The organism is Aeromicrobium chenweiae (genome assembly GCF_003065605.1).
In the GTDB taxonomy this organism is placed as follows: domain Bacteria; phylum Actinomycetota; class Actinomycetes; order Propionibacteriales; family Nocardioidaceae; genus Aeromicrobium; species Aeromicrobium chenweiae.
Genome location: NZ_CP026952.1, coordinates 3,191,634 through 3,211,660 on the forward strand (window position 1 = coordinate 3,191,634; position 20,027 = coordinate 3,211,660).

Below are 20,027 nucleotides of genomic sequence, written 5' to 3' on the forward strand. Positions count from 1 at the left end.
CCTACGACTTCAGCAGGCTCGCGTCGTCGACCGAGGTCGTGCGGCGCGCGCGGTAGATGGACACGATGATGGACAGCCCGACGACGACCTCGGCGGCGGCGACGACCATCACGAAGAAGGCGGCCACCTGGCCGTCGAGGTTGCCGTGCTGGCGCGAGAAGGTCACGAAGGCGAGGTTCGTGGCGTTGAGCATGAGCTCGATGCACATGAACACGATGATCGCGTTGCGCCGGATGAGGACGCCGACCGCGCCGATCGTGAAGAGGATCAGCGACAAGGTGATGTACTCGTTCACTTCGGTCCTCCCATCCCGGGAGCGGAGGAGTCGGGGTCGTCCTCGTGCTCGAGCTGCTCGGCCGTCCGGGCCACGTTGTCCTCGAAGCCGCTGCGGATCTGGCCACGCTCGGCGATCGTCGGGGAGACCGAGGACTCCACCGGTGTGCCGTCCGGGAGCAGCGCCGGGGTGTCGACCGCGTTGTGCCGTGCGAACACGCCGGGCGTCGGGGCGTTGCCGGGGTGCCGGCCGGACTCGGCGTACTCGCGCATGCGGCGGGCCGCGATGTCGGCCTGGGTGTGGCGCTTGGTCAGGCGCTCCTTGTGGGCCAGCACCATCGCGCCGAGCGCGGCGGTGATGAGCAGGGCGCTGGTGAACTCGAAGGCCACGACGTACTTGCCGAACAAGAGCTTCGCCAGGCCGTACGGGTTGCCGTTCGCATTGGCCGAGTCGAGCCCCACGACCGCGCCGGTCACGGTCTGCCCGATCGCCAGGACGGCGGTCACGCCGAAGAGCAGACCGATGAGGATCGCGGCGGCGCGCTGGCCGGAGATCGTCTCGCGGATGGCCTCGGACGTCTCGACGCCCACCAGCATGAGGACGAACAGGAACAGCATCATGATCGCGCCGGTGTAGACGATGATCTGCACCGCGAACAGGAACGGTGCACCCTGGGCGGCGTACAGGACCGCGAGGCTGATCATCACGACCGCCAGCGCGAGCGCCGCGTGCACGGCCTTGCGGGCGAACAGCAGCCCCAGCGCGGCGATCACCATGATCGGCGCCAGCAACCAGAAGGTGGTCACGCCGTGGCCTCCCCGTTCTCGCCGGCCGAGCCCGTCGAGACCTCGACGATCGGCAGCGTCTTGCCACGGTAGTAGTCGTGCTGGTCGTCGCTGATCATCATCTCGTGCGGCGGCTCGACCATGCCCGGCAGCAGCGGGGCGAGCAGGTCGTTCTTCTCGTAGATGAGCGCCTCACGGTTGTTGTCGGCCAGCTCGTACTCGTTGGTCATCGTGAGCGCCCGGGTCGGGCACGCCTCGATGCACAGCCCGCAGAGGATGCAGCGCAGGTAGTTGATCTGGTAGACGCGCCCGTACCGCTCGCCGGGGCTGTGCCGGTCGCCCTCGGTGTTCGAGGCGCCCTCGACGTAGATCGCGTCCGCCGGGCACGCCCAGGCGCACAGCTCGCAGCCGATGCACTTCTCCAGCCCGTCCGGCCAGCGGTTGAGCTGGTGGCGACCGTGGAAGCGCGGTGCGGTGGGCACCTTCTCGAACGGGTACTGCTCGGTGACCGTCTTCTTGAACATGGTCCGGAACGTCACGCCGAAGCCGGCGATCGGGTCCCAGAGCGTCTCTTTGATCGGTGAGCTCATGACGAGGTCCTCTCGGTCGGAGCCGCGGTGGTGTCGGTGTCCTGGCCGGGCATGGGCGGGACGGGGTAGCCGCCGGCGAAGGCGTCCCACTCCTCGGGCTCCGGCTCGGGGTCGGGCTTGCCCTCGGGGATGAACATCGACAGGACGATGACCACGCCCGCGACGGCGGCGACGATCAGCAGGGTGCGCTGGTCGAGCATGTCCTCGCTCTTGAGCTTGCGGATGAACGCGACCGCGACGATCCACGCCAGCGAGACCGGGATGAGGATCTTCCAGCCGAAGTTCATGAACTGGTCGTAGCGCATGCGCGGCAGGGTGCCCCGCAGCCAGACGAACAAGAAGATGAAGAACAGTGTCTTGCCGAAGAACCACAGCAGCGGCCAGTAGCCGGTGTTGAAGTAGCCGTCGTTGATCTGCCCGATGCCGAACGGTGCGCGCCAGCCGCCGAGGAACAGGGTCGTCGCCAGTGCGGAGACCGTGACCATGTTGACGTACTCGGCGAGGAAGAACAGGGCGAACTTCAGCGACGAGTACTCGGTGTGGAAGCCACCGACCAGCTCGCCCTCGGCCTCCGGGAGGTCGAACGGTGCACGGTTGGTCTCACCGACCATCGCGATGCAGTAGATGACGAAGGACGGGAAGAGCGGGATGAAGTACCAGAGGTCGTCCTGGGCAGCGACGATCTCCGAGGTGGACATCGAGCCGGCGTACATGAACACCGAGACGAACGACAGGCCCATCGCCACCTCGTAGGAGATGACCTGGGCGCTCGAGCGCAGGCCGCCGAGCAGTGCGTAGATCGAGCCGGACGCCCAGCCGGCGAGCACGATGCCGTAGACGCCGATCGACGTGACCGCCAGGACGTACAGGACCGCCACAGGGAGGTCGGTGAGCTGCAGCACCGTCTTGGTGTCGGTGAACGGGATCGTCACCTCGGGACCGAACGGGATGACCGCCCAGGCCAGGAACGCGGGGATCGTGGCGAGGATCGGCGCCAGGATGTAGACGACCTTGTCGGCCGACTTGACGACGATGTCCTCCTTGAGCGCGAGCTTGACGCCGTCGGCGAGGCTCTGCAGCAGGCCGAACGGGCCGTTGACGTTGGGGCCGATGCGGTGCTGCATCTTGGCCACGACCCGGCGCTCGAACCAGATGTTGAACAGCGTGTAGAGCAGCAGGAAGACGAAGATGAGCACCGACTTGAGCGCGATCACCCAGAACGGCTCGTTCCCGAACAGGTCGCTCATGACGTGACTCCGCTCAGCGTGACCCGGTCGGTGTAGCCCGCACCGAGTGCGGCGCGCAGGCTCACACCGGAGTTCGACGGCGCCCAGACGACACCGTCGGGGAGGTCCGCGACCTGGGTCGGGAAGGTGACGCTGCCGACCGGGGTGGACAGTGTCGCCGGCTCGCCCGGTTCGACGTCGAAGGCCTTGAGGGTGGCCTCGCTCGCCCGCAGCACGGGTGGCCGCGCGGTCGCCTTGAACTTCTCCTGGCCGTCCTGACCGCGTGCGTCGTCGACGAGCAGTCGCCACGTGTCGAGCACGACGGTGCGCCGGTCGGCCGCCGACCGGGTCGGCTCCACGGTGGGAGCAGCGGCGCGGGTGCCGTCCCAGGGCCCGAGCTCGGTCATGGCCTGTCGGGCGGCCGAGACCGTCCGGAACCCCAGGGGCCGGCCCATCTCCTCGGCGATGCCGGCCAGCACCCGGATGTCGGTCAGCGAGCCCGGCTCGTGCAGGACCGCGTCGAACGGACGGACGCGGCCCTCCCAGTTCACGAACATGCCGGGGCGCTCCACCATCGGGGCGACCGGCAGCACGACGTCGGCCACGGCCGTCACGTCGCTGTGCCGGACCTCCAGGCTCACCACGAAGTCCGCGGCGGCGAGTCCCGCGCGGGCCGCGGCCGGGTCGGGCAGGTCGTCGATCTCGACGCCCCCGACCAGGAGTGCGCGGACCGCGCCGCTCTGCGCGTCGGCGAGCATCTGCGTCAGGTCCCGTCCGGTCGCGGCGGGGACCGTGGGGACCCCCCACGCGACGGCGAGGTCGGTGCGCGCCTCGGCGTCCTCGAGCGGGCGCCCTCCGGGCAGCAGGTTGGGCAGGCAACCGGTCTCCACCGCGCCGCGGTCGCCCGCGCGGCGAGGGATCCACGCCAGGCGTGCGCCGGTGCGTCCGGCCGCGGCGACCGCGGCGGAGAAGCCGCCGGGCACCGAGGCGAGGCGCTCGCCGGCGAGGATGATCGCTCCCTCGGGCAGGTCGAGCGCCGCGAGGGCCGCGGGCTCGTCGCCGGGGACCGTGCGGATGAGCTCGCCGGACATCTTCGCGAGCCCTCGCGTCGTGTGGCTCGCGATCGAGACGACCTTGACGCCGTGGGCGCGGGCCCCCTTGCGCAGCCGCAGGAACACGCTGCCGTTCTCGTCCTCGGGCTCGAAGCCGACCAGGACGACCGTGGACGCCCGTTCGAGGTCCGCGAACCGGACGACCAGCTGCGTGGCCGCGACGTGCGACGCGAGGAAGGCGGCTTCCTCGGCGGAGTGGGCCCGGGCGCGGAAGTCGATGTCGTTGGTACCGAGGACGGTCCGGGCGAACTTGCTGTACGCGAAGGCGTCCTCCGCGGTCAGCCGGCCACCGGGCAGCACGCCCACGCGGCCGACGGCGGCCTGCAGGCCGCGGGCGGCGATCGCCAGGGCCGCGGGCCACGACGCCGGCTCGAGCTCCCCGTCCGCGCCGCGGACGAGCGGCGTCGTGAGCCGGTCGCCCTGCGTGGCGTACGTGAACGCGAAGCGGTCCTTGTCGGTGATCCACTCCTCGTTGACCTCGGGATCGTCGCCCGCGAGGCGGCGCATGACCTTGCCGCGGCGGAAGTCGACGCGGATCGCGGACCCGCTGGCGTCGTGCTCGGCGACCGACGGGGTCGAGACGAGGTCGAACGGACGCGAGCGGAAGCGGTAGTCCGCGCTGGTGAGGGCCCCGACGGGGCAGATCTGGATCGTGTTGCCCGAGAAGTAGGAGCTGAACGGCTCCTCCTCGTAGATGCCGACCTGCTGGCGGGCGCCCCGCTCGATCAGCGCGATGAACGGATCACCGGCGATCTGCTCGGAGAACCGGGTGCAGCGGGCGCACAGGACGCAGCGCTCGCGGTCGAGCAGCACCTGCTCGGACACCTTGACCGGCTTGGGGAACGTCCGCTTGGTCTCGGTGAAGCGGGACTCGCCCTGGCCGTGCGTCATCGCCTGGTTCTGCAGGGGGCACTCGCCGCCCTTGTCGCAGACCGGGCAGTCCAGCGGGTGGTTGATGAGCAGGAACTCCATCGTGCCGCGCTGCGCCTTCTCGGCGACCGGCGACGTGACCTGCGTCTTGACGACCATGCCCGCGGCGACCTCGATCGTGCACGAGGCCTGCGGCTTGGGGAAGCCACGCCCGTTGCCGGCGTCGGTGATGTCGACCAGGCACTGCCGGCAGGCGCCGATCGGGTCGAGCAGCGGGTGGTCGCAGAACCGCGGGATCTCGGTGCCGATCAGCTCGGCGGCCCGGATCACCAGCGTGCCCTTGGGGACGCTGACCTCGACGTCGTCGATCGTCAGCGTGACCAGCTCGACCGGGGTCTCGCCGGCCGAGCCTGTCGGGACCTCTTGGACGGTCATGCCGTCACCTCCTGCGGGAACAGGGTCGATGCCGCCGGCGGGAACAGCTCGCGCGACGGCGTGTGCATGCCGGCCTCGAACTCGTCCCGGAAGTGCTGGATGGCGGACGTGATGGGGCTCGTCGCACCGTCGCCGAGGGCGCAGAACGAGCGGCCGAGGATGTTGTCGCACAGGTCCAGGAGCAGCTCGATGTCGCCGGGCCGGCCCTGTCCCTCGTCGAGACGCTGCAGTGTCTGGACGAGCCACCAGGTGCCCTCGCGGCACGGCGTGCACTTGCCGCAGGACTCGTGCTTGTAGAACTCGGTCCAGCGCAGGACGCACCGCACCACCGAGGTCGTCTGGTCGAACACCTGCAGCGCGCGGGTGCCGAGCATCGACCCCGCGGCGCTGACCGACTCGTAGTCCAGCGGCATGTCGAGGTGCTCGGCGGTCAGCAGCGGTGTCGACGAGCCACCGGGCGTCCAGAACTTCAGCTCGCTCCCCTCGCGCATCCCGCCGCCGAGCTCGATCAGCTCGCGCAGCGTGATGCCGAGCGGGGCCTCGTACTGGCCGGGCTTCTTGACGTGCCCGGACAGCGAGTAGATGACGTAGCCCTTGGACTTCTCGGTGCCCATCGAGGCGAACCACTCGTGGCCGCCCCGGATGATCGACGGCACCGAGGCGATCGACTCGACGTTGTTGATCACGGTCGGGCTGGCGTACAGGCCCTCGACCGCGGGGAAGGGCGGACGCAGGCGAGGCTGGCCGCGACGTCCCTCGAGCGAGTCCAGCAGCGCCGTCTCCTCGCCGCAGATGTACGCGCCCGCGCCGGCGTGGATGACCAGGTCGACGTCGATCCCGCTGCCGAGGATGTCCCGGCCGAGGTAGCCGGCCTCGTACGCCTCGCGGCACGCGGCACGTAGACGGCGGATGACGTGCAGGACCTCGCCCCGGACGTAGATGAAGGCCTGCTTGGCGTTGATCGCGTGGGCCGCGATGATGACGCCCTCGATGAGGGTGTGCGGCGTCGCCATCATGAACGGGATGTCCTTGCAGGTGCCCGGCTCGGACTCGTCCGCGTTGACCACGAGGTACTTGGGCTTTCCCCCTCCCGGTGACTCAGGGTCCTGCGGGATGAAGCTCCACTTCATGCCCGTCGGGAAGCCGGCACCGCCGCGGCCGCGGAGGCCGGACTCCTTGACCATCTCGACGACCTCGGCGGGCGCCATCTTCAGGGCCTTGTCGAGCGCCTGGTAGCCGCCGGCGCTGCGGTACGCGTCGAGCGTCCAGGCGCGGTCGGTGTCCCAGTCGGCCGTGAGCACCGGTGTGAGCGGGTCAGTCATCGTTGCCCTCCTCTGCGGTGTCGGCGGGTGATTGCTCGATGAGCGTCTCGGTCTCGGCGCGCGAGGTGTCGGCCTGCTCCGCGGCGCCTTCCTTCGTCCCGGCCGTGCCGTCGGACCCGGCGGACGCATCGAGCGGAGGGGCCGTCCAGCCGTTGGCCCTGGCGATCTCGAGGCCGGCGAGCGACGCCCCGGCCGCGGTCGGGCCCTCGTCGACGAGTCCGTCCTCATAGCCGGCGATGACCCGCTCGGCGGCCCGCCAGCTCGTGATCGTCGCGCCGCGCGTGGCCTGGACTGTCTCACCGGACCGCAGCCGGTCGACGAGCTGCACCGCGGACTCGGGCGTCTGGTTGTCGAAGAACTCCCAGTTCACGGTGACGACCGGCGCGAAGTCGCACGCAGCGTTGCACTCGATGTGCTCGAGGGTCACCAAGCCGTCGTCGGTGGTCTCGTCGTTGCCGACGTCGAGATGTCCCTTGAGCCGCTCGAAGATCAGGTCGCCGCCCATCACCGCGCACAGCGTGTTGGTGCAGACGCCGACGTGGTGCTCGCCCATCGGGCGCCGCTTGTACATCGTGTAGAACGTCGCGACGCCCGAGACCTCGGCGGCGCTGATGCCCAGGATCTGCGCGCAGACCTCGATGCCCTCGTTGGTGACGCTGCCCTCGGCCGACTGGACCAGGTGCAGCATCGGCAGCAGGGCGCTGCGCGCCTGCGGATACCGAGCCCCCAGCTCCCGCAGCTCACCCAGAGTGGTGTCAGAAAGACTCATGGAGAACCTCCTCGATCGAACGCGACCACGGCCCGAGCGCAGCGAGGGTAGGGGTCTGCGCGAAGCGCAGGCGCGACGGAGTCGCGCAGGCGACCGGTGAGCCGAGGGAGCGCAGCGACTGGGGGCTCAACGGTCGACACCCCCCATGACCGGGTCGATGCTGGCGATCGCCACGATGACGTCCGAGAGCATGCCGCCCTCGCTCATCACCGAGGTGGCCTGCAGGTTGACGAACGAGGGGTCGCGGAAGTGCGCGCGGTACGGTCGCGTCCCGCCGTCGGAGACCAGGTGGCAGCCGATCTCGCCGCGCGGCGCCTCGATGGTGGCGAACGCCTGGCCGGCCGGCACCCGGAAGCCCTCGGTCACGATCTTGAAGTGGTGGATGAGCGCTTCCATCGACTCGCCCATGATGTGCTTGATGTGCTCGGCGGAGTTGCCCTGGCCGTCGGCGCCGACGCTGAGCTGCGCGGGCCACGCGATCTTCTTGTCGGCGACCATGACCGGCATGCCCTCCATGCCGGCGAGCCGGTCGATGGCCTGGTCGACGATCTTGAGGCTCTCCCACATCTCGTCGAGACGGATGCGGAACCGGCCGTACGCATCGGGCTCGTTGCGGGTGACGACCTCGAAGTCGTACGTGTCGTAGCCCCAGTAGGGCTGCTTCTTGCGCAGGTCCCAGTCGTACCCGGTCGCGCGCAGCGCCGGGCCCGTGATGCCGAGGGCCAGGCAGCCGGCGAGCTCGAGGTGGCCGACGCCCTTGAGGCGTCCCTTGAAGATCGGGTTGGCGTTGCACAGCGCGGCGTACTCGGGCAGCCGCTTGCGCAGCAGCTGCACGGTCGAGCGGAGCTTCTCGATCGCCCCGTCGGGGAGGTCCTGCGCGACGCCGCCGGGGCGGAAGAACGCGTGGTTCATGCGCAGGCCGGTGATCATCTCGAACAGGTCGAGGATCAGCTCGCGGTCCCGGAAGCCGCAGGTCATGACCGTCAGCGCGCCGATCTCCATGCCGCCGGTCGCGAGGCACACCAGGTGCGACGAGATCCGGTTCAGCTCGAGCAGCAGGACGCGCATCACCTGCGCCTTCTCCGGCGCCTCGATGCCGAGCAGGCGCTCGACCGCCATCACGTAGGCCGCCTCGTTGGAGAACGGCGCGACGTAGTCCATGCGGGTGCAGAACGTCACGCCCTGCGTCCAGGTGCGGTACTCCATGTTCTTCTCGATGCCGGTGTGCAGGTAGCCGATGCCGGCGCGGGCGTCGCGCACCGTCTCGCCGTCGATCTCCAGGATCAGGCGGAGCACCCCGTGCGTCGAGGGGTGCTGCGGGCCCATGTTGATGACGAGGTGGTCGCCCTCCACCGTCGAGGCGTCGATCGTGTCCCAGTCCTGGCCGGTGACGGTGAAGACCGGACCCTCGGCGGACTCGGTGGTGCCGGCGTACGGGTCGGTGGTCGTGCTCATGAGTAGTTCCTCCGCTGGTCCGGGGGCGGCACGGTCCCGCCCTTGTACTCGACCGGGATCCCTCCGAGGGGGTAGTCCTTGCGCTGCGGGTGGCCGGGCCAGTCGTCCGGCATGAGGATGCGGGTCAGTGCCGGGTGGCCGTCGAAGATGATCCCGAACATGTCCCAGGTCTCGCGCTCCTGCCAGTCCGCCGTGGGGTAGATGCCGACGACGCTCGGGACGTGCGGATCGGCCTCGGGGGCGGTGACCTCGAGCCGGATCCGGCGGTTGTGGGTCATCGAGAGCAGGTGGTACGCCACGTGCATCTCGCGCCCGGTCTCGTGGGGGAAGTGCACCCCCGAGACGCTGGAGCAGAACTCGAAGCGGAGCACCGGGTCGTTGCGCAGGTGGGTCACCGCCTCCAGCAGCAGCTGGCGGCGGACGTGGAACGTGATCTCGCCGCGGTCGACGACGACCTTCTCGATCGCGTCCCCGAGACCGGTACCGCCCTCGAAACGGTCCGCGACCTCGTCGAACCAGCCGCCGTACGGCTTCTGGCTCGCGCCGGGCATCACGACCGGGCGGGTCAGCCCGCCGAAGCCACTGGTGTCGCCGGTGCCGTGGGCCCCGAACGCACCCTCACGGATCTCGACGACCTCGAGCTCGGTCGTGCCGGCACGGACCAGCTCGTCGCGGGTCTCGTGCGAGCCGTCCTGGGTCCGGGTGCCCGCGTCGCGGGCGTCCCGGTCCCCCTTGGGATCGGTCATCAGCGCATCAGGCCCTTCATCGCGGAGGTCGGCGTGGCGAGCAGCGCGGTGCGCTCCTCGTCCTTGATCTCGGCGAGACGGTGGGCACCGAGCTTCTGGTGCTGGATCTGGTCGTGCAGCTTGAGGATCGCGTCGATCAGCATCTCGGGGCGCGGCGGGCAGCCCGGCAGGTACATGTCGACCGGGACGACGTGGTCGACGCCCTGGACGATCGCGTAGTTGTTGAACATGCCGCCCGAGCTCGCGCAGACGCCCATCGCCAGGACGTACTTGGGACCGGCCATCTGGTCGTAGATCTGTCGCAGGACGGGCGCCATCTTGTTGCTGACGCGCCCGGCCACGATCATCAGGTCGGCCTGGCGCGGCGAGGGGCGGAAGACCTCCATGCCGAAGCGGGCCGAGTCGAACCGCGGCGCGCCGAACGTCATCATCTCGATCGCGCAGCACGCGAGGCCGAACGTCGCGGGCCAGAACGACGCCTTGCGCATGTAGCCGGCCAGTCCCTCGACGGTCGAGAGCAGGACCCCCGACGGCAGCTTCTCTTCTAGTCCCATTCCAGACCTCCACGGCGCCAGACGTAGGCGTAGGCGATGAACACCGTCGCCATGAACAGGAACATCTCGATCAGTCCGAACCAGCCGAGCGAGTCGAAGGCCACGGCGAACGGGTAGAGGAAGATGATCTCGATGTCGAAGATGATGAACAGCATCGCGATGATGAAGTAGCGGATCGACACCTTGCCGCCGCCCTCGGGCAGCGGACTGGGCTCGATGCCCGACTCGTAGCGATCGAGCTTCGCGCGGTTGTAGCGCTTCGGGCCGGTCAGCGGCGCGATCGCCACACTGCCGACGGCGAAGAGGGCGGCGAGCCCACCCAGCACGAGGATCGGCGTGTAAGCCGTCACGACACCTCCCGGAGCTCAGCTGAGAATCTTCCTGATCGCGCGCTTGTGAATTGCTTCACAACGTGATCAGGGTCTCACCCTACGCCCGGCGAATGTCAGTTGTAACTAAGGTCACACTAAGTCGGTGACCGGGGGTCCTCAGGGCTTGACGGAGTGGTGCAGCGCGACGATGCCGCCCGACAGGTTCTGCCACTCGACCCGGCCCCAGCCGGCCTCGACCATGCGCAGGGCGAGGCCCTTCTGGTCCGGCCACGCACGGATCGACTCGGCCAGGTAGACGTACGACTCGGGGTTCGACGAGACCGCGCGTGCCACGGCGGGCAGCGCCCGCATCAGGTAGTTGGTGTAGATCGCGTCGAAGGGTCCCCACGTGGGGGTGCTGAACTCGCAGATCACGATCCGGCCGCCGGGGCGGGTGACGCGCAGCAGCTCGCGCAGTCCCGCCACGGGATCGACGATGTTGCGCAGGCCGAACGAGATCGTGACGGCGTCGAAGGTCTCGTCCCCGAACGGCAGCAGCATGCCGTCGCCCGCGGTGAAGGGCAGCTCCGGGCGGGCCTGCTTGCCCACCTCGAGCATGCCGAACGAGAAGTCGCACGGGACGACGGTGGCCCCCGCGTCGGCGAACGGCTGGCTCGACGTGCCGGTGCCGGCGGCGAGGTCGAGGATGATCTCGCCGGGCCGCGGCGCGACGAGGTCGACGACGCGTTTGCGCCAGCGGCGGTCCTGCCCCATCGACAGCACGTCGTTGGTCAGGTCGTACTTCTCAGCCACCTTGTCGAACATCTTCGCGACGTCGTGGGGCTCCTTGTCCAGACCGGCTCGGCTCACCTGCCCACCATCCCACGAGTACGCTCATGGACTGTGAGCAACCCCGTTCTGGCCGACGCGATCGAACCCCTGGTGGTCCGATCGGCGCCGATCGCCGACCCCGGCGAGCTCCTCTCGCTGCTTCCCGAGGACGACGCGTTCGCGTGGGTCCACGCCGGTGACGGACTCGTGGGCTGGGGTCGGGCGGCGGAGCTCCGCCTGTCCGGCAGCGACCGGTTCACCGATGCCGCCCAGTGGTGGCGTGAGCTCGCGTCGCACGCGGTCGTGCGCGACGACGTCGACGTCCCGGGGTCGGGTCTGGTCGCGTTCGGCTCCTTCGCGTTCACCGACGAGGCGCCCGGCAGCGTGCTCGTCGTGCCGGAGGTCGTCGTGGGCCGCCGAGACGGCGTCGCCTGGGTCACCGTCGCGGGCACGGGCATCGCCGCGCCGCCGGAACTGGCGCGGGCGGGCAGCCCGCGCGAACCCAGCGGGACGGCGTTCGCCGACGGTCCGGTCGACAGCCTGACCTGGCAGGGTCTCGTGGCCGAGGCCGTGCGGCGCATCTCCGCGGGCGACCTGGACAAGGTCGTCCTCGCCCGTGACCTGATCGCGACGGTCGACGAGCCGCTCGACGTCCGCTCCCCGCTCAGCCGGCTCGCGGCCCAGTACCCCAGCTGCTGGACGTTCCACGTCGACGGCTTCTTCGGCTCCACCCCGGAGATGCTCGTCCGGCTCGAGCGCGGCCTGGTGACCTCACGGGTGCTGGCCGGCACGATCCGCCGCACCGGCGACGACGCCCAGGACAACGCGCTCGCCGGATCCCTCGCCCGGTCGAGCAAGGACCTGGAGGAGCACGAGTACGCCGTGCGGTCGGTCGCCGACGCGCTCGCCCCGCACTGCACGAGCATGAACGTGCCGGAGACGCCCTTCGTCCTGCACCTGCCCAACGTCATGCACCTGGCCACCGACGTCACCGGCGTCATGAAGAACGGTGCCAGCGCACTGACCCTCGCGGCGTCGCTGCACCCCTCTGCGGCCGTCGGTGGCACCCCGAAGGACGCGGCCGTGCGGCTCATCAAGGAGATCGAGTTGCTCGACCGCGGCCGCTACGCCGGGCCGGTCGGCTGGATCGATGCACGCGGGGACGGCGAGTGGGGCATCGGGCTGCGCTCCGCCCAGGTCGAGGGCGACGGGCGGACGGTCCGGCTGTTCGCCGGCTGCGGCATCGTGGCGGACTCGGTGCCGGCCGATGAGCTGGCCGAGTCCAACGCCAAGCTCATCCCCGTCCGGGACGCCCTCACCCCCTGAGACCGCGGCGCCTGACGGTCAGCGCCACACCTTGGCGTCCAGCGACTGCCCCATGATGCGCGCGGCCAGCAGGCGGTGGAGGCCGTCGAGATGCCACCAGCCCTGCCCCTCCCCCACGTCGTAGACCCGGGCGGGCTTGATGCTCTCGCCCTCGTTCAGCTGGGTCAGGTAGTAGTTGACCTTCGCGACGCCCACGAGCTGCTGCGGCGTCATCACCACGGTGTGGGGCCGCAGCTCGATGGTCTCCCCGCTGGACCGCGGCCGGCTGTCGTCCTTGAGCTTCAACGGGCCGGAGAACACCACGGCCAGCCAGAGCAGCCGCCGTGTGCTGACCACCTTCTCGTCGGCGGTCATGCGGATGAAGTGCTCCAGGCGCTCCATCGAGTCGTCGTCGAGGTCCGTCGGTACGGCGGCCAGCTTCGGGCCGAGACGCGGCAGACGGACCATGACGGGCTCAGCCGGCCGCGACCGGGGCGAGCGTGGGCCGGCGAGGGCTCAGGTTGTCACCCGACGACCTGCCGGTGATGCGGCGCTTCACCCACGGCGCTGCGTGCGCGGTGGCCCACTCGAGGTTCGCGGCACGACGCTGCCGGGCGGTGAGCACCGGACGCTCGTCGAGGGCCAGCGGCTGCAGGTCGTGCTCGACCCCGAGGGCGTCGAGCACGGCCATCGCCATGCGCTGGTGACCGGCGCTCGACATGTGCATGCGGTCGATGTCCCACAGCCGGTCGTCGCGGTAGTCCCGCAGCCGCCAGAAGTCGACCAGCACGGCGCCGTGACGCTCCGCGATCTCCCGGACGAGCTCGTTGTAGATCGCGAACCGGCCCCGCAGCGCGCCGAACACCGGGGCGCCCCCCGGGTCGTACGCCGTGAACATCACGACGCGGGCGCCGGAGGCGGTGAGCCGGCTGATCGCGACGTCGTACGCCGCCATGAGCGCGTCGATGTCGACGCGGGGACGCAGGACGTCGTTGGCGCCGGCGTAGATCGTGACCAGGTCGGGCCGCATCTCGAGCGCCGGCTCGATCTGCTCGGCCAGGATCGGCAGCAGCTTGCGGCCGCGGATCGCGAGGTTGGCGTAGGCGAAGTCGTCGTACGCCAGCACGGCGGCGACCCGGTCGGCCCACCCCCGCACGCCGTTGGGACGGGTCTGGTCGGCGTCGCCGACCCCTTCGGTGAACGAGTCGCCGAGGGCGACGTAGCGGTGAAAGGTCACGGGCTCAGGATACGACGCGGGCGGGGACGGCCACGGCACCCGCTCAGTCGTCCAGCAGGCCCTTGCGACGGGCGATCGCGGCCGCCTCGGTCCGTCCGGCGGCACCCAGCTTGGCGAGGATGTTCGACACGTGGACCGAGACGGTCTTGGTGCTGATGAACAACCTGGCGCCGATCTCGCCGTTGCTCCGCCCCGCGGCGACCTGGTGCAGCACCTCCAGCTCGCGCGGTGTCAGCTCGACGTCGGACCGCGACGCCGGGCCGGTGAGGCCGGCGATCTCGGCCAGCAGCGGCCGGGCGCCGAGCGACCGGGCGGTCTCGCGTGCCGAGGCGAGGAGCGAGCGCGCCTCCTCGTCGCGCCCGGTCGCCAGCAGCACGGCGGCCAGGCGGGTGGCCGACCTCGCCTCCTCGAACGGCTGACCGAACCCCGTGAAGGCCGCGACCGTGTCGCGCCAGACCTGCTCGAGCTCGGCGGCGGGCGGGGCGTCGACCCCGGCGATCCAGCGCAGGCGCGCCCCCTCAGCGGCGAGACGCAGGCACCAGGCATGGCCCTCGGGCCCCATCATGGAGTGGGCTGCCACGATCTCCGCGGCCAGGTCCGTCAGGCGCTGCGCCTCCTCCAGCAGGTCCGCGTGCTCCGCGCGCGCCAGGCGACCGGCGGCAGAGGCCAGCTGTCCGACGACGAGACCCGCCAGCCGCACGTGACCCGGGAACAGCCGGCCGTCCCAGACCTTCTCGATGACCTCCGCGACGTCCCGGCGCACGGCTCGCGCTCCGTCGAGATCGCCGCTGTCACCGTGCAGGTCGATCAGCGCGGCGCTGCTGTGCACGGCCATCGCGATGTCGCGCTCCCACATCGCCCTGAGGCGGGGCTCCTCGGCCAGCGCGTCGACCTCCCCGCGTCCGGCCGCCACCATCAGCCGGCCGCCCGTGAGGATCGCCTCGGCCAGCAGCGGCGCCTCCGGCGGCGCGGTCTGCAGTGCGAGGGCGTCGTCCCAGCGGCCGCGGATGTAGCAGATCACGGCGGAGAACGCCCGCCCCTCGAAGCCGTAGGGCGCCCAGGTGCGGCCCGTCGCCCGCGCGCGCTCCATCGCCGCCCGGAAGGCCGCCTCGGCGTCGTCGAGCTCGCCGGCGTTGAACAGGACGAACGCGAGGTTGTCCAGGCCGCGCAGCTCACCGAGGACGTTGCCGTCCCGGCGGGAGCTCTCGATGAGCTCGTCGTAGCGCTGCCGCGACTTGTCGAGGTCGCCGCCGCCGGTGCGTGACAGCACCCGCGCCAACGTCACGGTGACCTCGGCCACCACCTCGGGGGCGCCGACCTCCTCGGCCATCGCGAGCGCGTGCTCGCCGAGCTCGAGCGCCTCCTCGTCGCGCCACGCGTCGGACAGGACAGCCGTGCGCAGGGCCTCGGCCCGGGCCCGCAGGACGGTGCGCTGCGGACCGAGGACCTGCAGCACCTGCTCGCTGACCCGCGCCGCCTCCGCGTCGCGCTCGGCGAGGAACGCCATCATGCCGATGGGGATCATCAGCCGGGCGCGGTCCTCGGCCGAGGCGTCCACGGGCAGGCCGTCGAGGTGCTCGTTGAGCAGCGCGAGCGCCCGCAGCAGGTGTCCGGCCGTCGTCCAGGCGTCCGCCGCCGCGACGAGCAGCCCGATGACATCGGTGTCCGGCGGCGCCGAGGAGAGCAGCTCGAGCGCCTGCTCGTAGTGTCGGGCGGCCTCGTCGTAGCCGGACAGCCGGACTGCGGACTCGCCGGCCTCCACGCTCGCGACGAAGGCCCGCGACAGCTGGCCGGCCGCCGCTGCGTGCATCGAGATCTCCGCGGCCGAGCCGTGGGCGCCGTCGGCGGTGAGGACGTCCAAGTACGCGTGGTTGACGCGCCGGCGCTCGCCCGGCAGCAGGTCGTCGTGCACCGCCTCGGCGAGCAGCGCGTGGCGGAACGCATAGGAGTCGCCGTCGACCTGGGTCATGATCTTGTGGTCGATCGCCGAGCGGATCGCCTCGTCGAAGACCGGGCTCGGCAGCCCGACGACCTGCGACAGCACCCGGTCGCTGACCCGGCCGCCCGAGCACGACGCGGCCCGGACGACCTGCCGCGCGTCGTCGTCGAGCCGGTCGAGACGGATCAGCAGCAGGTCGGCGAGGGTCTCGGGCAGCATCGCCCGGGTGTCGGCGAGGCCGGCGTCGAGCAGCTCCTCGGCGAAGAACGCGTTGCCGGCAGCCCGCTGCACGACCGCGGTCAGGCCGTCGCCGGCGAGGCCGGACGCGCCTCGTGCACGCACGAGGTCGGCGACGGCGGCGTCGTCCAGCGGGCTGAGCTCGATGCGACGGACGCCCGGCAGCCGGGCCCACTCGGCGATCGCCTGGCGCAGCGGATGGCGGCGGTGCAGGTCGTCGGCCCGGTAGCTCACGACCAGGTGCACGGGATGCGTGAACAGGTAGGCCAGGACGTACCGGATCAGGTGGCGGGTCGAGGCGTCGGCCCAGTGGGCGTCCTCGATGACGAGCAGCAGCGGCTGCTTCGAGGCCAGCAGGTCGAGGCCCGCGACGACCGACGCGAACAGCTCGGACCGGTCGACCCCGGCGGACTGCTCGGCACTCGGCCACGGCAGGAGCGGCGCAAGGGCCGGGAACCGGGCCGCCAGCTCGTCGCGCTCGGCGTCGTCGACACCCGCAAAGGCCTCGGCGAACGGCTGGTAGGGCATCGCGCTGTCGCCCAGGTCGAGGCAGTGCCCCGCGACGACACGGTGGCCGGCCTCGCGGGTCCGCTCGGCGAGCTCGCGCAGCAGCCGGGTCTTGCCGATGCCGGCGTCACCGCCGAGCAGCACGGCCGCGGGGTCCCCGTCGCGCGCGCCGCACGCGACCAGCAACTGCTCGAGCTCGGCGGTGCGGCCGAACAGCGGCGTCGAGGGGATGCGGTCGGTCGCCATGGTGTCCATGATGGCCGATGCGGCAGACGTTTCGGCCGTGATGCGGACGAACGATGAGGGTCTCGGGCACCCGGCGCTGCCCCAGACCCTCATCCCGGGTCCTCCCCCGGGCCTCGCTTACTTGATCGTCTTCTTGCCCCCGTGCAGCAGGGTGATGAGCTGCGCGGCGCGGCCGTCGGTCTTGGCGTCGCGCGCGAACGTCGTCAGCAGCATCGGCGGCTTGAACCGCTGGCGCGTGATGGACTTGGCGTAGGTGAACTCCTTGAGCCCTTCGGGGCCGTGGATGCGGCCGAAGCCGGACTCCCCGACGCCGCCGAACGGCAGCGACGGGACGCCGGCGAACGCGATGATCGAGTTGACCGACGTCATGCCCGAGCGCACCTGCTTGGCGATCTCGAGGCCGCGCTTCTTGGAGAACACGGCACCCGCGAGGCCGTACGACGTGGCGTTCGTCCGCCGGATCGCCTCGTCCATGTCCTTGACCGGGTTGATCGCGAGCGTTGGTCCGAACGTCTCCTCGGTCATCGCGGTGGAGTCCTCGGGCACGTGCGTGAGGATCGTCGGCTGCACGAACCGCTCGCCGATCGCGTCGGGTCCGCCCAGCGCGACGTGGGCGCCCTTGGCCACGGCGTCCTCGACGTGGCTGCGGATGACGTCCAGCTGCGAGGGCATCGTGATCGGGCCGATCTTGGCGCCCGCGTCCGATCCGGCGCGCAGGTCCTTGGCCTGGTCGAGGATCTCGGCCACGAACCGGTCGAAGACCCGCTCGTGCACGTAGACCCGCTCGGTGCCGATGCAGGTCTGGCCGGCGTTCGACATGCCGCCCCAGAGCGCGGCCTCGGCGGCCTTGGGGATGTCGGCGTCCTCGTCGACGATGAACGAGTCCTTGCCGCCGGCCTCGATGATGACCGGCGTGAGGTTCTCGGCGCACGCGGCCATGACCTTCTTGCCGGTGCGGCCCGAGCCGGTGAACGCGAGCTTGTCGACACCGGACGTGCACAGCGCGTTGCCGGTCTCCCCGAGCCCCGTGACGACCTGCAGGACGGGCCGGCCGTGGACGACCTCGCTGAAGGTGTCCGCGAGCCAGCGACCCACCCCGGGGGTGTACTCGCTCGGCTTGAAGACCACGGTGTTGCCCGCCGCCAGGGCGTACGCGATCGAGCCCATCGGCGTGAACACCGGGTAGTTCCACGGACCGATGACGCCGACCACGCCGAGCTGGCGGTACTCGACCGTCGCGGCCTGGTTGGCCATCAGCAGGCCGGGCGCGACGCGGTGCGGGCCGAGGACCTTCTTGGCGTGCTTGGCGGCCCACGTGATGTGGTCGATCGCCAGGACGATCTCGAGCTGCGCGTCGCTGTGGGGCTTGCCGGTCTCGCGGTTCGACAGGTCTGCGAGCTGGGCGATGCGACGGGTGATGACGCTGCGCCAGGTGAGCAGGAACTCGCCACGCTCGTCGAAGGACAGGTTCCCCCACCAGTCGGCCGTCTCACGTGCGACGGCGACGGCGGCGTCGACCTCGGCCTTGGTCGCGATCGGGTGCGTGCCGACGAGGTCGCCGTTGGCCGGGTTGAGCGAGTCGAACGTCGCGGCGGGCGCGTCGCTCGTCGTGGTGGGCTCGAGTGTTGCGGTCATCGGTTCTCCTTGATGAGATCGGCGCACTTCTCGCCGATCATGATGGTGGGGGCGTTGGTGTTGCCACGCGGGACCCGCGGCATCACCGAGGCGTCGGCGACCCGCAGGCCCTCGACGCCGTGGACCTTCAGGTCGGGGCCGACGACGCTGCCCTCGATCGTGCCCATCGCGCACGTGGCGACCGGGTGGTACAGCGTCTGCCCGAGCGCGCCGATCGTCTCGACGATCTCGTCGTCGGTCGGCTCGGCGGACGCCGGGAGCCACGGCTCGTCGACGTACTTGGCGATCGGTCCCTCGCGCAGGATGGCCAGGGCGGTCCGGTAGCCGCTGATGATCGCGTCGAGATCGGCGCGGTCGTCGAAGTAGCCGGGGTCGATCTCGGGGTGCCAGGTCGGGTCGGTGGACCGCAGCTTGACGTGTCCCTTGCTCTGCACGTTGACGAGCGTCACCGCGGTGGTGAGCGCCCGGCGCACCGGCTCGTGCATGCCGTTGTCGTAGAAGCCCGTCGGCGCCACGTGGAGCTGCAGGTCGGGCAGGTCGAGGTCGTCGCGGGAGGAGAAGAACGCGCCCGTCTCGGCCACGTTGGAGCTGAGCGGGCCCTTGCCGGTGGCCTTCCACTTCACGAGGTTGCCGAGGCCGAGCATCTCGGCGACGTCGGTCGTGTCCTTGGTGTAGGTCAGGATCCCCGACACCGGGTGGTCCTGGAGGTTCTGGCCGACGCCGGACGACTCCACGACCACGTCGATGCCCAGCGACCGCAGGTGGGCGCCGGGCCCGATGCCCGAGAGCATGAGGAGCTGGGGGCTGTTGATCGCGCCGCCGCTGAGCACGACCTCGGCGTCGGCGCGGGCCACGTGGGACCGGCCGTCGCGGGTGTACGCGACGCCCACGGCCCGGGTGCCCTCGAGGACGATGCGGGTCACGAACGCCTCGGTGCGCACCGTCAAGTTGGGCCGGCCGGCGGCCGGGTGGATGTACCCGTCCGCGACCGACCAGCGGCGGCCCTTCTTGCAGGTGACCTGGTACGGCCCGATGCCCTCCTGCTCGGCCCCGTTGAAGTCGTCGTTGCGCTTCAGCCCGGCCGAGACGCCGGCCTCGATGAACGCGGTGCTGAGCTCGTGGTCGTAGGTGCGGTCCTCGACGTGCAGCGGTCCGCCCCGGCCGTGGAACGGGTCACCCAGACGGGTGTTGTCCTCGGCCTTCTTGAAGTACGGCAGGACGTCCTCGAACCCCCAACCGGTCGCGCCGTACGCGTCACGCCACTCGTCGTAGTCGGCGTGGTTGCCGCGGATGTAGATCATCGCGTTCATCGACGAGCAGCCGCCGAGCGCCTTCATGCGCGGCCAGTACGCCCGCCGGCCCGCGAGGTGCTTCTGCGGGGTCGTCTCGTAGTTCCAGTCCCAGCGGGTCTTGAACAGCGTCGAGAAGCCGAGCGGCACGTGGATCATGTCGTCGTCGTCCGCCGGGCCCGCCTCGAGCAGGAGCACGGTGACATGGGGGTCCTCGGTCAGCCGGGTCGCGACGACGCCTCCGGCGCTGCCGGAGCCGATCACGATGTAGTCGTACCGCTCGTCGGCCATGGTTCCCTCTTGTCGCCCAGTGACGTGGGACACAAACCTACTGCGGGTATGTCAATGACAC

At 70.7% G+C, this 20,027-nt stretch carries 18 protein-coding genes; 1 reads left to right on the plus strand and 17 read right to left on the minus strand.

What is annotated here, in order from left to right; all coding sequences use genetic code 11:
- Position 1 precedes the first annotated feature (1 nt).
- From nuoK to C3E78_RS15600, 12 genes are all read right to left on the minus strand, one after another.
- A complete protein-coding gene (gene nuoK, locus C3E78_RS15545; protein WP_108579943.1) occupies positions 2-295 on the minus strand; it encodes an NADH-quinone oxidoreductase subunit NuoK in 294 nt (97 codons plus the stop codon).
- Complete coding sequence (locus C3E78_RS15550) at positions 292-1,080, minus strand: NADH-quinone oxidoreductase subunit J (RefSeq protein WP_108579945.1); 789 nt, start codon at positions 1,078-1,080, stop codon at positions 292-294. Before C3E78_RS15550 ends, nuoK begins: the two co-directional genes overlap by 4 nt.
- The gene (gene nuoI, locus C3E78_RS15555) at positions 1,077-1,649 is read right to left on the minus strand and encodes an NADH-quinone oxidoreductase subunit NuoI (RefSeq protein WP_108579947.1); all 573 of its coding nucleotides are present in this window, start codon (positions 1,647-1,649) and stop codon (positions 1,077-1,079) included. The genes C3E78_RS15550 and nuoI overlap by 4 nt, the downstream gene beginning before the upstream one ends.
- Positions 1,646-2,896, minus strand: coding sequence for an NADH-quinone oxidoreductase subunit NuoH (gene nuoH, locus C3E78_RS15560; RefSeq protein ID WP_108579949.1), 1,251 nt, complete (start codon positions 2,894-2,896; stop codon positions 1,646-1,648). The genes nuoI and nuoH overlap by 4 nt, the downstream gene beginning before the upstream one ends.
- Positions 2,893-5,292: an NADH-quinone oxidoreductase subunit G gene (locus tag C3E78_RS15565; protein ID WP_108579951.1), complete on the minus strand. Its 2,400-nt coding sequence runs from the start codon at positions 5,290-5,292 to the stop codon at positions 2,893-2,895. Before C3E78_RS15565 ends, nuoH begins: the two co-directional genes overlap by 4 nt.
- Complete coding sequence (gene nuoF, locus C3E78_RS15570) at positions 5,289-6,614, minus strand: NADH-quinone oxidoreductase subunit NuoF (protein WP_108579953.1); 1,326 nt, start codon at positions 6,612-6,614, stop codon at positions 5,289-5,291. The genes C3E78_RS15565 and nuoF overlap by 4 nt, the downstream gene beginning before the upstream one ends.
- Positions 6,607-7,383, minus strand: a complete 777-nt coding sequence (gene nuoE, locus C3E78_RS15575) for an NADH-quinone oxidoreductase subunit NuoE (RefSeq protein WP_108579955.1) — start codon at positions 7,381-7,383, stop codon at positions 6,607-6,609. Before nuoE ends, nuoF begins: the two co-directional genes overlap by 8 nt.
- Positions 7,384-7,509: 126 nt before the next feature.
- Positions 7,510-8,838: an NADH-quinone oxidoreductase subunit D gene (locus C3E78_RS15580; protein ID WP_108579957.1), complete on the minus strand. Its 1,329-nt coding sequence runs from the start codon at positions 8,836-8,838 to the stop codon at positions 7,510-7,512.
- Positions 8,835-9,584, minus strand: a complete 750-nt coding sequence (locus C3E78_RS15585; protein ID WP_108579959.1) for an NADH-quinone oxidoreductase subunit C — start codon at positions 9,582-9,584, stop codon at positions 8,835-8,837. The genes C3E78_RS15580 and C3E78_RS15585 overlap by 4 nt, the downstream gene beginning before the upstream one ends.
- Positions 9,584-10,138, minus strand: coding sequence for a NuoB/complex I 20 kDa subunit family protein (locus tag C3E78_RS15590; RefSeq protein ID WP_108579961.1), 555 nt, complete (start codon positions 10,136-10,138; stop codon positions 9,584-9,586). The genes C3E78_RS15585 and C3E78_RS15590 overlap by 1 nt, the downstream gene beginning before the upstream one ends.
- Complete coding sequence (locus C3E78_RS15595) at positions 10,129-10,488, minus strand: NADH-quinone oxidoreductase subunit A (protein ID WP_108579963.1); 360 nt, start codon at positions 10,486-10,488, stop codon at positions 10,129-10,131. The genes C3E78_RS15590 and C3E78_RS15595 overlap by 10 nt, the downstream gene beginning before the upstream one ends.
- Positions 10,489-10,626: 138 nt before the next feature.
- Entirely contained in the window at positions 10,627-11,319 is a 693-nt protein-coding gene (locus tag C3E78_RS15600; RefSeq protein ID WP_108579965.1) for a demethylmenaquinone methyltransferase, read from the minus strand.
- A 33-nt stretch (positions 11,320-11,352) separates the two neighbouring features.
- On the opposite strand from C3E78_RS15600, the gene C3E78_RS15605 reads away from it, so the two are divergent.
- Positions 11,353-12,606: an isochorismate synthase gene (locus tag C3E78_RS15605; RefSeq protein WP_235833660.1), complete on the plus strand. Its 1,254-nt coding sequence runs from the start codon at positions 11,353-11,355 to the stop codon at positions 12,604-12,606.
- An 18-nt stretch (positions 12,607-12,624) separates the two neighbouring features.
- Here the strand turns inward: C3E78_RS15605 and C3E78_RS15610 are convergent, their stop codons facing one another.
- The 5 genes from C3E78_RS15610 to C3E78_RS15630 form a co-directional block, all read right to left on the minus strand.
- Positions 12,625-13,053: a hypothetical protein gene (locus C3E78_RS15610; RefSeq protein WP_108579967.1), complete on the minus strand. Its 429-nt coding sequence runs from the start codon at positions 13,051-13,053 to the stop codon at positions 12,625-12,627.
- Between the two features lie 7 nt (positions 13,054-13,060).
- A complete protein-coding gene (locus C3E78_RS15615; RefSeq protein ID WP_108580922.1) occupies positions 13,061-13,822 on the minus strand; it encodes an SGNH/GDSL hydrolase family protein in 762 nt (253 codons plus the stop codon).
- A 43-nt stretch (positions 13,823-13,865) separates the two neighbouring features.
- Positions 13,866-16,751 carry a helix-turn-helix transcriptional regulator gene (locus C3E78_RS18730; protein WP_159085916.1) on the minus strand — a complete coding sequence of 962 codons (2,886 nt, stop codon included), beginning with the start codon at positions 16,749-16,751 and terminating at the stop codon, positions 13,866-13,868.
- A gap of 117 nt (positions 16,752-16,868) precedes the next feature.
- Positions 16,869-18,386: an aldehyde dehydrogenase family protein gene (locus tag C3E78_RS15625; RefSeq protein WP_108579971.1), complete on the minus strand. Its 1,518-nt coding sequence runs from the start codon at positions 18,384-18,386 to the stop codon at positions 16,869-16,871.
- Positions 18,383-19,966, minus strand: coding sequence for a GMC family oxidoreductase (locus tag C3E78_RS15630; protein WP_108579973.1), 1,584 nt, complete (start codon positions 19,964-19,966; stop codon positions 18,383-18,385). The genes C3E78_RS15625 and C3E78_RS15630 overlap by 4 nt, the downstream gene beginning before the upstream one ends.
- Positions 19,967-20,027 lie beyond the last annotated feature (61 nt).